This is a genomic window from Bacteroides sp. 3_1_23 (genome assembly GCF_000162555.1).
GTDB lineage: Bacteria > Bacteroidota > Bacteroidia > Bacteroidales > Bacteroidaceae > Bacteroides > Bacteroides ovatus.
Genome location: NZ_GG774949.1, coordinates 2492467 through 2507130, shown reverse-complemented (window position 1 = coordinate 2507130; position 14664 = coordinate 2492467). Strand labels below are relative to the sequence as shown.

The following is a 14664-nucleotide window of genomic DNA, read 5'->3' as shown; positions in this document are numbered from 1 at the left end:
CACAATAATATTTGCCAACCTTGATGAACTAACTCCAAAGTATGACCGTAAACTTCAAGATCCTCAATATGACGGGAGTAGTAACTGTGCAATCGGTGACTGAAATGTCCGCAATAAGGACAGGAAGCCCCTTTGCCAGCCGTATGTAGAAAGACCGTCAATGAGCCAACAGCTTCAGAGATACCATCTTGTTGCAGATTATCGTAGCCAAGACTGAATCTGAAATCATGGAATAATCCCCTATTTGTAGGAGCATTTTCTTTTTTTGATGTATATTTGTACGTTGTAGATATGACTTGTTGCATTGTAACTCTTAATGATGTGGTGTCTTTAAAGTTACTAAAAAGCAAACATATCTACAACTTTTAATAGGATTAAGAAAGAAGAAGACAGTTGAAATAAAAAAGAGATTACCACCAAATTTGACGAAGAACCTGATTTGGCAATTCTATTTCTCATATTCTCATGAATATCAGTCAACCTGTTGAAACATAATGTAATAGAATATGAGAAATACTTTGAAAAGTTGGCATTTCTCATACTTTTCCTGTGCTCTATCCCTAAAAACAGGCATTTCTCATACTCATTCTTGTTATTTCTCATAGCAGTTGTATAACAATCTACTGCTATTTTACGCCTGAATCATTAATAGTAAAGTTATTCTTCATTATAGATAAACTTGTTTTGGGTTAATAGTAAACTTGTTTTTCACCTATTATAAACTATAATTGCAAGCTTTGATTATATAATTGCAAGTTTTATTTTTATAAATGCAACCTTTGATTATAAAAACGAAGATTGCATTTATAGTTTATGATTAGTCAAAAATAACTTTATATATAAGGGTTTGCAAGTTTGCTATTAGTCGATAGCAACTTTACTGTTAATACTTTCCGGACGGACAAGTAATAGTTAGTATGTGGTGATAAGGAGAGACTGTTATGTGCGATAGATTAACAAAAGTAACAATGGCAGATAGTCTTTCAGTTCATTGCGCAAAAGTTCCATTGTCTTTTGCTTATAACGGTTGATGGATTTCACACTAAGATTCATCTCTTCTGCAATTTCTACATGCGTTTTGCCTTCAAAGAAGCTTTTCATAAATACTGTACGGTAGTTCTCCGGAAGTTTGTACAATGTTTCGTATAGCATTCGGTACAGTTCGTCAAGAGTATATACACTATCCGGTTCTGTTTCATAGACTGGAGTTTTCTTCTGTATGTTTTCCGCATAGCTCCATTCATATTCCTGATGTTTCAGGAAATTCAGGCAACTGTTTTTCACGCACATCTTGATATATCCCAATGCTGTGTTCGATTGTAGGTCGAAAGAATCGGTATCCATCTTGTCCCATAATGAAGCGAATACATCCGAAACGATGTCTTCACGTGTCTCTTTATCATCAACAAACCTTTTTGCATACAGACAAAATGGGGCATAATACTCCTCATAAAGTTGTTTGAAAGCCCGTTCCTTAGTCTGTTTGGAAAAAGATATTTTCATTATTTAGAGGTTCTGTAGTTTTTCATTTTGCTGCAAATATATAATAAGATAATTATCAAAGCCTAATTTTCGATTCTTTTTTTTGCTTTCAACACTAATGAATAGAAAATAATCAGATGAGGCTGTCCTTTTGTATATAGGTTGATTGTATTATATATAAACAGGATTGAAATATGAAAAACAAGTTTTTTTTATTGGCTATAACCTTTTGTTTGCCAATACATTCTCAAGAAATTTCCAAGTCTTTTATTCCGATGGCTGAAATACCTGTCGGAAGTTTTTATATGGGAAGTGACGGATTAGGCGAAGATTTTGATGAGGCTCCTATCCATCAGGTAGTAATCTCTCGCCCGTTTCGTATGGGAATCACTGAAATAACGAATGCGCAATATGAATCATTCCGTCCGGAACATCGGGCATTACGAGGAAAAAACGGTGTTTCGCTGGAAGATGATGAAGCAGTTGTCAATGTGAGTTATTCCGATGCTGTTGCCTTTTGTGAATGGCTTAGCCGGAAAGAAGGCAAAAACTATCGTTTGCCAACAGAAGCGGAATGGGAATATGCTTGTCGGGCAGGCACATACACACTATTTTCTACAGGAGACGGGTTACCTGCAGTTTATCATCGGAATCAAAAAGTGGTTCGTGACTTTGATCCGGTATCTTTAAAAGTAGCCCAGACTCCTCCTAATACATTCGGGCTTTATGATATGCATGGAAATGTGGAAGAATGGTGCTTGGATTGGTATGCTCCTTATTCCGCAGAAAAGCAGAAAGACCCGGCAGGACCGTTGACCGGAGAGTTTCGGGTCACTCGAGGAGGGAGTCATCACACCCCGGAGAAATACTTGCGAAGTGCCAATCGACTGGCTATGCTCCCGGAAGATAAACATTCCCAAACCGGATTTAGAATTGTGGAAGCAGATACTCGTTTGAATGTATCGGGAACATCTGCCCCTGTCCCGTTCAATCAGAAATCTGTAGAAAATACATCTATAAAATGGAAAAAAGTATCTGCTATCACACCGATGTTTTTGCCTCCGATACCATTTGTGGTACGTCCGGTATGTGATTCGAATACCCCATTTTATCTGCATAATCATCAGCCTGCAGTTACGTGGTGTGATAATGGAGATTTGCTGGCAATATGGTTTTCTGCAAATGAAGAGAATGGGAGAGGGATGGTAGTACTCGGTTCCCGCTTGCGTGCCGGGCACACTGATTGGGATGTGGCTTCTTTATTCTTTAAAGTTCCGGATCGGAATATGACAGGAAGCGCTTTGCTCAATGACGGGAAAGGAAAATTGTATCATATCAATGGAGTGGAAGCATCGGGAGACTGGCAGAATCTCGCAATGGTACTACGTACCAGCACAGATAACGGTGCTTCATGGAGCACTCCTAAACTGATAGCTCCCGAACATACCAAACGTCATCAGGTAATAGCTGGTACGATTCGCACACGTGAGGGATGGCTGGTTCAAGCCTGTGATGCGGGTCCCGGCAGTCATGACGGGGCAGCTGTTCAAATCAGTAAAGATGGAGGAAAAACATGGTGCGATCCTTGGGATGGCGCTCCTTTGCCGGATTTCAAAGAAGGAGGAACGGGAAGTACAATCGCAGGTATCCATGCGGGAATTGTACAATTAGGGAACGGAAGTTTGATGGCTATGGGGCGTGGTAATAGCATACGGAATAAAGAAGGAAAGCTCCGAATGCCAATGAGCATATCAGATGATATGGGAAAGACCTGGAAATATGTAGCAAGCGAACTCCCTCCTATTGACGGAGGTCAGCGTCTTGTTTTAATGAGACTGAATGAAGGACCTTTGCTATTGGTTTCTTTCACAGACCATCCGCAACGTACGCCTTTGGAAGAACGTGGTCTGGAATTTAAGGATAAAAATGGAAATGTGAAGAAAGGATATGGCATGTATGCGGCTCTTTCCTACGATGAGGGAAAAACATGGCCGGTAAGAAAACTACTGACGGACGGTGAATATCGTTTTTTAAACGGTGGAGCATGGACGGGATATTTCGAAATGGATGAAAATCATGCTGAACCACGTGGCTATCTTGCAGGAACACAAACTCCTGATAATGTGGTTCATATCCTTAGTAGCCGATTGCATTACCGCTTCAATTTGGCATGGCTCGAAAAATAAAATAAAAAAAGTTTGTTTTTGCTGTCCTTTTCCAATTACTTCAGTTGTATTATAAGTGTAATTACAATTAAAAGATAAGATTTTGAAAGAAAATATGGAAAATATGAGTCCGGAATCATTGCTCCGTAAAGCACAAGCATTGGGAGATGATATTAAAGAAATGGAATCCATTGATGTATTGGGTGCCTATTATCAAGCACAAACCAAAATAAAAACTAATAGAAGAAAGAACATGTATAATCAACTGATGCGTTATGCAGCATTTCTGACTATACCTTTATTTCTCTCTTCTCTGGTTTTGGGATATTTATATTTTAGTGGAACAGAAACCGACGAGAAATATGCAGAGGTGGTAACCGCTACCGGTTCTGTCATACGTTATGAACTTCCGGATCATTCTGTAGTATGGTTGAATGCAGGTAGTACATTGCGTTATCCTACCACTTTCAAGAAAGACAACCGGTTGGTAGAACTGAAGGGTGAGGCATATTTCGAAGTGCAGGCAGACAAAGATCGTCCTTTCTATGTAAATACTCCGAATGGCTTGAGCGTATATGTTTATGGAACCAAATTTAATGTAGCTGCTTATGAGGATGATAATTATATAGAAACAGTATTGGAAAAGGGTAAGGTAAATGTGATAACCCCCGATCAGGAAACAATCGTATTGGCTCCTGGAGAACAGTTGCTTTACGACAAACAGAGTCAAAAGTCGAAAAAAAATAAAGTGGATGTCTATGGAAAGATAGCTTGGAAAGATGGAAAACTAATTTTCAGAAATGCTTCATTAGAAGAAATCCTGAAGCGTCTGGAACGACATTTCAATGTAGAAATTCAGTTTAACAATAGGTCTGGAAAAGAATATAAGTACCGGGCTACTTTCCGGACTGAAACTCTGTCGCAGATATTGGATTATCTGGCCAGGTCTGCCGATTTAAAATGGAAAATTGAAGAACCGCAACAACAGGCAGATGATACATTATCAAAGACTAAAATTAGAGTAGATTTATATTAGAGTAGTAACCCTTAAAATAAAAGCCCATGGAATAACACAAGAGAATAAAAGAAAGGAAGAAAGCTGCTACCAACAGCTGTCTTCCTCCGAATTTTCCAGATTCACGGTACAAGGTCTCGCAAACACTAGCCGGAATCAAACCATAGTTCATTTAGTAATAAACTTTAGTTAGCCACAAATGTATGAAAAAAAATCATTCATTTACAGCATTATGTCCTAAATATGCTTTAAATCTAAAACTTCCTTTAGTTATGAGGATTAGTCTAGCACTACTTTTCGCAGTAGTATTACAACTTTCTGCCGAAGATGGCTATGCCCAGCGAACGCGGGTTGCCATTTCAATGAACAATGTATCTGTAGAACAGGTACTGAATAAAATAGAGGAGACGTCCGACTATGTTTTCCTTTATAATGATAAAACAATTCAGAAGAATCGTATTGTTTCTGTGAGAAACAATTCAGGTAAGATCCTGGATATTCTTGATGAGGTATTTAAAGGAACCAACATTACTTATACAGTGGTTGATAAGCAGATTATCTTGTCTACCAATAAATTGAATGTAACAGAGCAAGATCCGACTATTCAGGTAAAAGGTACAGTGAAAGATACAAAAGGAGAACCTTTGATCGGAGTGAATGTGAAAGTAAAAGGGACAACTACCGGTGCTATTACAGATTTCGACGGAAACTTTCAGATTCAAGCTAAAAAGGGAGCGGTATTGGAGATCTCTTATATTGGATATGCTTCTCAAGAGGTGAAGGTTACAGATAATAAATCGCTTTCCATTGTGATGACGGAAGATGCAAAAGTCTTGAATGAGGTTGTTGTAACGGCTTTGGGCATTAAACGCGAAACCAAGTCTTTGACATACAATGTGCAGCAGATTGGCGGCGACGAAGTGGCAAAGGCGAAAGATATGAATGTGATGAGCAGTCTTGCCGGTAAGGTGGCGGGTGTGAATATCAATGCAAGTTCATCCGGTATTGGAGGCGGTGCCCGTGTGGTAATGCGTGGTACGAAGTCTATATCAGGTAATAACAACGCTCTATATGTAGTAGATGGAGTTCCTTTGGCTAATATATCAGGTGAACAACCCGACGATCAGTATACGGGTGCCGGACAATCCGGTGACGGATTGGCTAACTTCAACGCTGATGATATAGAATCAATTTCAGTACTTAGCGGATCGGCCGCCGCTGCACTATACGGTTCGGCTGCTGCCAATGGTGTGGTACTTATCACAACGAAGAAAGGAGCTGTAGATAAAACCAGATTGACTTACAGTAATAATTCAACTTTCTATTCACCATTCCGATTGCCGGAATTCCAGAATACGTATGGTTCGGAAACTGGAGAGTGGTATAGTTGGGCATCTAAATTGTCATCTCCTACCGATTATGAAGTTAAAGATTTTTTTCAGACAGGTTACAATGTAGCAAACACTGTAAGTCTGACTACAGGGACACAAAAAAATCAAACCTATGTATCCGTAGGTGCTGTGAATGCCCGGGGTATCATTCAGAATAATGACTTGGACAGATATAATTTCTCTGTTCGTAACACGACCTCTATGCTGAATGATAAACTGACGATGGATTTAAGTTTTATGTATTCTAATGTAAAGGAACAGAATATGTTGTCGCAAGGAGAGTATGCCAATCCATTGGTTCCCGTTTATTTATTTCCGCGCGGTGATGATTTCTCGAAATATCAGTATTATGAACGATATGATGTAGACCGTAACATAAAAACACAGTTCTGGCCATTGAAAGAAAATGGATTATCCATGCAGAATCCTTACTGGATTACGAACCGGAATATGTATACCAACAAGAAAGACCGTTTTCTGGCAAGCGGTTCACTAAAATATACGATAACAGATTGGTTGAATGTTTCCGGACGCGTGAAACTGGATAAGGAAACTATCAACTCGGAAAAGAAAATGTATGCTTCCACTTTGAATGTGATTGCTGAAAACTCGGATAAAGGAGCATACGTGCAATCGAACAAGAATACCAGTCAGATATATGCGGATGCCATGTTGAATATCAATAAATATTTCTATCACGACACATGGAATCTGACAGCATCTTTAGGTGCCAGTTTATTGGATTTGGATTATAAGGAACTTAATTTTGGCGGCGGATTGCTGACCATTCCTAATCTGTTTACTTCTAACAATGCGAACGTTTCCGGTAAATTAACCTATAAAAATACGAACTATCACGACCGTACCAATTCTTTATTCGGAACATTCTCATTAGGATATAAGGGCATGGTTTATGTAGACGGTTCGTTACGTAATGACTGGATATCTGCTTTGGCAGGAACAAACCATTCTTCCATATTATATCCTTCTATCGGTGCTTCAGCGATTCTGACTAATATGTTTACAATGAAATCTAACATTCTTTCTTATGCAAAGGTCCGCCTTTCATATAGTGAGGTGGGTAATGCACCGGAAAGATTCAGGGCTATCACTACTTACGCAGTGTTGGGAGGGTTGAATACCACTTCTTATTTCCCGATAAAAGACCTTAAACCGGAGAGAACTCATTCATGGGAAGGAGGATTTAATTTAGGTTTGTTTGATAATAAACTGACACTGGACGTGACAGCTTATAAGACATATACGGAGAATCAGCTCTTCAGTCCGGAAATTTCTACAACAACCGGATATTCTAAACTATATGTAAATGCAGGTAAAGTAACGAATAAAGGTATTGAGTTAGCTCTTGGCTTTAAACAGAATATAGGGCCTGTAGATTGGAAAACAACTTTACTATGGTCGCTCAACAGAAACCGCATTGACCAATTACTCCCTGAATATACAAATGAAGAGTTGGGAGTGACAGTACATCTGGACGAAATGGATGTTTATTCATTAGGCGGTGCCAAACAACGGCTAACAGTGGGGGGCTCTATGGGAGATGTATATGTGAATACAATGAGAACTGACGAGCATGGATATATCTGGATGAATTCAATGACAGGTGCATTGGAAACGGATAAGAATAATTATGTCTATGCCGGTAATACCAATCCGAAATATACTCTTAGTTGGAGAAATGAATTTAATTGGAAAGGAATCAGTCTCGGATTTATGTTGAATGCCCGTGTAGGTGGTATCGGAGTTTCTGCCACTCAAGCTGTAATGGACTATTATGGAGTGTCTAAGACATCGGCAGAAGCGCGGGATAATGGTGGCGTGAAAGTAAACGGTCAGATGATTGATGCCCAGACATGGTATCAGACTATCGGAGCTAATGGTACAGGTTATGTCGGTTCTATGTATGTATATAGTATGACGAATGTTCGTTTGGGAGAATTGACATTGGGATATGATATTCCGATCAATAAATGGTGTAAATGGATTTCTGGATTGAATGTGTCCTTTGTAGGACGTAATTTATGGATGCTATATTGTAAGGCTCCATTTGACCCGGAATCTACTGCAAGTACAGGTACTTATAACCAGGGTATGGACTATTTCATGCAACCGAGTTTGAGATCGATGGGATTTTCTGCAAAGATTTCTTTCTAATTGGATAACCTTTAAAAAAAATAATGATGAACATACGTAAGTTTTTTAAAGTAAGGAACTACTACTTACTCCTTGGAGTAATCATGATAAATGTAGGTTGTACGAAGAATTTTCTGGAGTACAATACCAATCCTAATGAAGCAACCGATGAGATGACGGATTGGGATAATGTGAGAACTGGTTCTCTTCTTTTACAGATGGAGCAGAACGTACTGGTGGTAGCACAACCGGGACTTAATATCGGTTCGGACAGATATCAGACTGTGGAAGTGATGGGTGGAGATGGTTATGTCGGCTATTTTGGTTTTCCTGCTCCCAGTATCAATTCTGCCGGTCGTTACAATTGGGATAAAAGAAGTTGGTATGGTGATATGTTCACTACCAATTACCTGACGACTATGAATGCTTGGCGTGAAATAAGAAAAGCGATTAACAATGACGAAGATCCCCGGTTTTCTATGGCACAAATTCTGAAAGTAGCGGCAATGCATCGTGTGACAGATACCTATGGTCCTATTCCTTATTTGAATTTTGGAGTTTCAAAAGAAGTGCCTTATGATTCGCAAAAGGATGTTTATTACAGATTCTTTGAGGAGTTGGATGGAGCTATCAATAACTTGGATAGTTACGCAGCATCCGGAAATAAAGTTTTGTCATCATGGGATTGTGTGTTCAACGGTGATGTTACATCTTGGATAAAGTTTGCCAATTCACTTCGCTTGCGTCTTGCATTGCGTCTTGCCTATGTGGATGAAACAAAGGCAAAAAGTGAAGCCCAACTGGCTATTGGCAACAGTTATGGTTTGATGAATGTAAAGTCTGATTTAGCAGAACTTCAGCATATTACTCCGATAGCGACTTATGAAAGTCCTCTGTATATTCTGAAAGGATGGGATGATATTTGTATGGGAGCGACGCTGGATTCATACATGAATGGTTATCAGGATCCACGACTTTCTGCTTACTTCGAGGCAGGTACGGGTGGAAAATATCGGGGTATAAGAGCCGGAATGTCAAAGGACGTAAGTAAGGATAAATATATAACAGGAATCTTTGCCGAACCACAGGCAACCGCTACTTCCAATGTAGTGTGGATGCGTTCATCCGAATCATATTTCTTGTTGGCGGAATATGCTTTGCGTTGGGGAACGAATGCCGATGCTAAAAAGTATTATGAAGATGGAATAAGAATGTCTTTTGATGAACATGGCGCATCGGGAGCTGACGCGTATCTGACAAGAACTGCGGCGGGTGGATATGTGCCAGCCAATTATGAGGATCCGGTGACATCATCTCATTCCATGGATGCTTTAGGTACTGTTTCTATTGCTTGGGATGAATCGGGGGATTTTAAAACAAATCTGGAACAAATCATTACTCAAAAGTACATTGCTCTTTATCCGGTGGGACAAGAGGCATGGACAGAGTTCCGCCGTACCGGTTATCCGAAAGTATTTCCGGTTGTTGTGAACGAAAGTTCCGGAGGTTCTGTAGACACAAATATACAAATCCGCAGATTACCTTATCCGGAATCGGAATATAATACGAATAGAACAGAGTTGGATAAAGGCATCACACTTTTAGGTGGCGTAGATAACCCGGGTGTCAGATTGTGGTGGGATGTGCCTAATAAATAATTGGTTACTTAAATAATGCAGAATATGAAAAGAAATTATGTATATTTTTTGTTCACCTGTCTCTTGACATTTGTTGTGAGTGGTTGTGATACGGATATTGAACCGGAAGTTATACAGGCAGCTAATACTTATAATGAAGAATATTATCAGAACCTGCGTGAATATAAGAAAACAGATCATGCTATTTGTTTCGGCTGGTATGCCGGTTATACTTCAGAAGCATCTCCTTCGCAGGGGCTTCATTTCACTGGTCTGCCGGATAGTCTGGACATTGTCAGTCTGTGGTCAGGTATTCCTTCCAACAATCCGGCTTATGTAGAAACGAGTTATTATAACGAGCGTTATTTGCCGACTGCTTATGAGGAAATGAATTATATCCGTACAGTAAAGGGAACTCGCGTTGTGATGTGTACGATTTGCCGTATTGGAAGTACGGAGTTTCCTAAAACCGACGCAGGTATCGAGGCTTATGCTTTGCATCTTGCGAGATGTGTGTTGCGTAATGATCTGGATGGTTTGGACTTGGACTACGAACCGGAAGGCGACTGGTTGCAAAATGATAACTTTACAAAGTTTATAAAGGTATTGGGAAATTATTTCGGTCCTCAATCGGGTACAGACAAATTATTAATTGTTGACTTCTATAATCAGCTTCCTCCTAAGGAAACAGAACCTTATGTCGATTATTTTGTACGACAATGTTACACCACCGGTAGTGCTCAAAGTTTGCAATCTAAATTTGACCAGCTTAGCAGCTGGTGTCCTCCTGAAAAATTCGTTGCTACGGAACAAATGGGATGGTACTGGCAGAATGGTGGAGTCGAATTTACGGAAGCCGATGGAAATAAAGTAGATTCATGGGGCAATCCAATCTATTCTGTAATAGGTATGGCACGCTGGAATCCTACACAAGGACGAAAAGGCGGATTCGGCGGATATTATTTTGAATATGAATACAATACCACTCGTCCTGCTAATCAGGCTATAGGTGATAAAGAGAAAGCCGCTATTCCTTATTATAGCCTTCGGCGTGGTATTCAGGAACAAAATCCTGCCGGAAAGCCTGTACAACAGTCTACTAAACAAGAAACGGAAGAAGAAAATGGATGATTTTTAAATTTGTATGCAAGGTATGAAAACATTGAATAATATAAAAAAGATATGGGGAGTTGCTTTGATAGGAATAGCTTCTTTTATGCTGCAGGGATGCCAGGAAGCCGCTCAAAAAGGTGACGGGTTGTTAATGACCGGAACATCTTCGGATAGATTGGTAAAGTTCGCCATTGATGGATTTCCATCTGCGTATGCTGTTTCTGTGACTTCAACTTCTCGCGTTGAATCGGATATTCAGGTGAATTTGGCTGTTGATGCAAGTCTGGTTGATACTTATAATGAGGAAATGGGAACCAATTATTATCCCATTCCGGATAAATCATATACATTTGAAAATCCGGAGGTTACGATTTCAGCAGGACAGGCAATTTCTTCTGCTGCCTCTCTTTCAATTGCCGATGATTCGGAATTTGTTCCGGGACGTGTTTATTTGATACCGGTTACCATAAAAAGTGCGACGGGAGATTTGGATATTATAGAAGCAGGGCGTACTATTTTCCTGAAAGTATCTCGAACATTGCGTTTCCATGCTCCGTATGTAGGACAGGCTTCTATGGCTTATCAATTTTTGCTTCCGGATCCTATTCCTTCTTTGCCTACTTATACATGGGAAGTGAAGATTTACGCCACTAAATTCCGTTCTTCCGGAGCTTCCGGTACTACCCGTGTTTGCTCATTTGGAGGTAGTGAAGCATCTGTAGAAGGGGGAGCGATTGATGATGGAGGCTTTAAATGTGACCAGAACCTGCTTCGTTTTGGTGAAGGAACGGATGAACCGAACCAGTTGCATGTAACAACTAAACAGGGTAAAATGTCATCGAATACTCGCTTTGCTTTAAATACCTGGTATGCTGTTGCCTTGGTAAATGACGGCAGTACGTTGACATTGTATATCAATGGAGAGAAAGATAACTCAATGACAGTTGCTCCGTATGAATATGCGCTTTATGGAGTACAGATCGGTATGCCTTCAAAAGGTTATCAATCTTCACAATTGTTTTATGGTCGTTTGAGTGAGATGCGTCTTTGGACTCGTCCTTTGTCTGCTCGTGAAATTAAAGCAAATGTATGTGGGGTAGACCCTTCTACCAATGGGCTTGTGTCTTATTGGAGAATGAATGAAGGAGAAGGAACTACTTTCTATGATTTATCTCCGTCAAAGCGTGATATCAGTTATAAGAATGGAATCACGATTGACTGGACTTATGATGATACGAATAAATGTCTTGAATAAGGTAATAATAAATGAATAGACTGTATGATAATGAAAAACAATATAAATAGATTAACTCTCCTTTTGCTTGTTTTATTGGGAGGAGTAGGATTCACATCTTGTTCGGATGATGACAATGATTTTATTGAATTGCCGACAATAGAGATGCCACAGTCGGAGGCAGGACCTGTTTCTATTGATTATAGGGAGATACTGGATGCAGGAAGCTATGTTTATGATTATACTATCAAACTGGATAAACCTGCTGCTACTACTTTATTGTGTGACATTGCCGTGGACGAAAGTATGGTAGAGGCTTATAACGCTGCAAATAACACGTCTTATAAGATGATGCCCGCTTTTGTCTATGAGTTGCAAGCTAAAAATGCGATAGTGAAGGCAGGACAGCAAGAATCCAATTCCTTATCAGTTAAGTTTTCATCATTGTTCGGTTTGGTGGAAGGTGAAGAATATTTGCTTCCTATTGTTGCAACAATAGATGAAACGTGTGTAGGACAATTTGTAACGGACACTCGTTCTGTTTCTTATTTTACGATTAGCATTGATGGGGAATTGGATTATATACCGGGATTGAATATGAGTTCTTATTCAACGGATATGTATCGTACGTTAAGTTTCGCAAATGATGAAGTAGTTACGATTGAAGATAATACACATACGTTTGAAATGCTTGTATATCCATATAATTGGCACAGTGGAACTAATTATATAGGTACATGGCGTGGTAAGGATACCAACAATAATAATGAGGTTTTTAGTGGTTGTGAACTACGTGTAACTGGTGCAACGGGAGCGTCTAATATTGGTAATCGTCAATGTGACTTGACATTGGCTAATCAAAATATAACGTTGCCGGCTAATCAATGGGTTAGGTTGACTATTACTTGTGACGGAACGAAAACGGGCCAGAATACTGAGGTTGCTTATCGTTTATATATTAACGGTGAGGAAGTTGCTTCTGCAAAACCTACTAAACGTTGGGGACCATCCTCTTCTCAAAGATTCAAGGTGGGATATACGTTGACTGGTATTCAGTTTGGTAATACAAGTTCAAGTATGTATTTTGATGGTCTGATTTCTGATATTCGTATGTGGAAGAAGTGTCTGACAGCGGAAGAAGTAAAAGCTAACTTGCGTACAATAGCTTCTCCATCTTCTTCGGACTTATATGGCTATTGGAAATTGGATGAAGGAGAAGGAAATACATTGAAGGACAGTTCGGGCAATGGGCGTGATTTAACTTTCCCGGCTTCGGCAAATATCATTTGGAATGCAGAATTCAATGATTTGCCTCAAGATAATTAAAATGTGATTTTATATTGGGAGTTATTGTGTTTTTACGTAGCTCCCAATATTAACTTAAAGAAATGATGATGAAACGTTTTATGTCAGCTTTGATCGTTTTACTGTGCTCTATTGTTGGCGTATGTGCGCAACAACAGGGAAGAGCTGTATTGCGTTTTGATACTACTACTTGGAATTTTGGTAATATTCAGGAAGTAGGAGGCAAAGTGAGTCATACTTTTCATTTTACTAATATGCATACTTCTCCGGTTGTGATTGAAGAAGTGATTTCAACTTGTGGGTGTGCCATTTCTGTTTATAGTAAACAACCTGTAAAACCAGGGCATACAGGCACTATTACCGTAACTTTCGATCCTAAAGGGCGAACAAACTTTTTCTCTAAGAGTATAAGGGTTGTTTCTAATTCAGGGCAAAGTGTCAATACTCTTTGGGTAAAAGGCACGATAAATACAATGAATCGTATAGAGGATGAATATCCTTATTCTTTATCATCAGATATTCTGGCAGACCGAATGACTCTATCTTATGATCTGTTACAACATAATGGGAGGCCAAAACAATTGGAAATTAGAATCTATAACCGATCGGATAAAATGGTCAGGTTGTCATACTCGCTGTTGGATAAGAGCGGATGTTTGTCGATTTCTATGCCATCATCTCTTCAAGGTCGATCTTATGCGACTATAAAAATAACAGCTTCTCCTTTAAAAGGCTTTTACGGTACATTTAAAGATAAGATTATTATTAGTGCCAATTCCGTACACAGTTCTCCTATACAAATCTTTGGTACAGTGATTGATGATATGAGAAAAGTAAGCACGGCAACTGCTCCCCGGATGAAATGTTCACAATCTTATTTTAATTTGGGGAATATCTCATTAAAAAAGCATATTCAGCGAAAAGTAAAAGTTACTAATGAAGGGGCGAATCCTCTTATTATCCGCAAGATAGAATGTCCGGAATTTGTTTCTACTAATATCCGGGGTGAAAAGGTTTTGAAGCAAAATGAGTGTCTGGAGGTTCTGTTTGAATTAAATGTATCATCTTCAAACCATCTATTGGATGCAAAGGTCAAGTTGATAACAAATGATGCTCATCAACCTGTACATACAGTTATATTTGAAGGAGAAATAGGTAAGTAGGATTG

At 39.3% G+C, this 14664-nt stretch carries 9 protein-coding genes and 1 pseudogene; 8 read left to right on the top strand and 2 right to left on the bottom strand.

Translation table 11 applies throughout. The features are described 5' to 3' along the window. Positions 1-305 (bottom strand): annotated as a pseudogene (locus HMPREF9010_RS26345) (ISL3 family transposase); the annotation flags it as partial. Between the two features lie 634 nt (positions 306-939). Then, positions 940-1503 carry an RNA polymerase sigma-70 factor gene (locus HMPREF9010_RS14420; protein WP_008648524.1) on the bottom strand — a complete coding sequence of 188 codons (564 nt, stop codon included), beginning with the start codon at positions 1501-1503 and terminating at the stop codon, positions 940-942. 173 nt (positions 1504-1676) lie between these two features. Here HMPREF9010_RS14420 and HMPREF9010_RS14425 point away from each other — a divergent pair, with 173 nt between their 5' ends. From HMPREF9010_RS14425 to HMPREF9010_RS14460, 8 genes are all read left to right on the top strand, one after another. Continuing rightward, the gene (locus HMPREF9010_RS14425; protein ID WP_008648523.1) at positions 1677-3668 is read left to right on the top strand and encodes an SUMF1/EgtB/PvdO family nonheme iron enzyme; all 1992 of its coding nucleotides are present in this window, start codon (positions 1677-1679) and stop codon (positions 3666-3668) included. Positions 3669-3762: 94 nt separating this feature from the next. Next, complete coding sequence (locus tag HMPREF9010_RS14430; protein WP_008648521.1) at positions 3763-4683, top strand: FecR family protein; 921 nt, start codon at positions 3763-3765, stop codon at positions 4681-4683. A gap of 251 nt (positions 4684-4934) precedes the next feature. Beyond that, the gene (locus HMPREF9010_RS14435) at positions 4935-8228 is read left to right on the top strand and encodes a SusC/RagA family TonB-linked outer membrane protein (RefSeq protein ID WP_032852539.1); all 3294 of its coding nucleotides are present in this window, start codon (positions 4935-4937) and stop codon (positions 8226-8228) included. A gap of 23 nt (positions 8229-8251) precedes the next feature. Next, entirely contained in the window at positions 8252-9865 is a 1614-nt protein-coding gene (locus HMPREF9010_RS14440) for a SusD/RagB family nutrient-binding outer membrane lipoprotein (RefSeq protein ID WP_008648518.1), read from the top strand. A 24-nt stretch (positions 9866-9889) separates the two neighbouring features. Beyond that, complete coding sequence (locus HMPREF9010_RS14445) at positions 9890-10975, top strand: endo-beta-N-acetylglucosaminidase family protein (RefSeq protein ID WP_032852642.1); 1086 nt, start codon at positions 9890-9892, stop codon at positions 10973-10975. Positions 10976-10997: 22 nt separating this feature from the next. Next, on the top strand, positions 10998-12212 hold the full coding sequence (locus HMPREF9010_RS14450; protein ID WP_032852641.1) for a DUF1735 and LamG domain-containing protein: 1215 nt from the start codon (positions 10998-11000) through the stop codon (positions 12210-12212). Between the two features lie 30 nt (positions 12213-12242). Next, the gene (locus tag HMPREF9010_RS14455) at positions 12243-13517 is read left to right on the top strand and encodes a BT_3987 domain-containing protein (RefSeq protein WP_224440802.1); all 1275 of its coding nucleotides are present in this window, start codon (positions 12243-12245) and stop codon (positions 13515-13517) included. A 65-nt stretch (positions 13518-13582) separates the two neighbouring features. Next, a complete protein-coding gene (locus HMPREF9010_RS14460) occupies positions 13583-14659 on the top strand; it encodes a DUF1573 domain-containing protein (RefSeq protein WP_004310010.1) in 1077 nt (358 codons plus the stop codon). The last annotated feature ends 5 nt before the right edge of the window (positions 14660-14664 follow it).

Excerpts from the sequence above, each read along its gene's own strand:
- HMPREF9010_RS14420 (WP_008648524.1), bottom strand. The coding sequence starts at position 1,503 with ATGAAAATATCTTTTTCCAAACAGACTAAGGAACGGGCTTTCAAACAA.
- HMPREF9010_RS14425 (WP_008648523.1), top strand. The coding sequence starts at position 1,677 with ATGAAAAACAAGTTTTTTTTATTGGCTATAACCTTTTGTTTGCCAATA.
- HMPREF9010_RS14430 (WP_008648521.1), top strand. The coding sequence starts at position 3,763 with ATGGAAAATATGAGTCCGGAATCATTGCTCCGTAAAGCACAAGCATTG.
- HMPREF9010_RS14435 (WP_032852539.1), top strand. The coding sequence starts at position 4,935 with ATGAGGATTAGTCTAGCACTACTTTTCGCAGTAGTATTACAACTTTCT.
- HMPREF9010_RS14440 (WP_008648518.1), top strand. The coding sequence starts at position 8,252 with ATGATGAACATACGTAAGTTTTTTAAAGTAAGGAACTACTACTTACTC.
- HMPREF9010_RS14445 (WP_032852642.1), top strand. The coding sequence starts at position 9,890 with ATGAAAAGAAATTATGTATATTTTTTGTTCACCTGTCTCTTGACATTT.
- HMPREF9010_RS14450 (WP_032852641.1), top strand. The coding sequence starts at position 10,998 with ATGAAAACATTGAATAATATAAAAAAGATATGGGGAGTTGCTTTGATA.
- HMPREF9010_RS14455 (WP_224440802.1), top strand. The coding sequence starts at position 12,243 with ATGAAAAACAATATAAATAGATTAACTCTCCTTTTGCTTGTTTTATTG.
- HMPREF9010_RS14460 (WP_004310010.1), top strand. The coding sequence starts at position 13,583 with ATGATGAAACGTTTTATGTCAGCTTTGATCGTTTTACTGTGCTCTATT.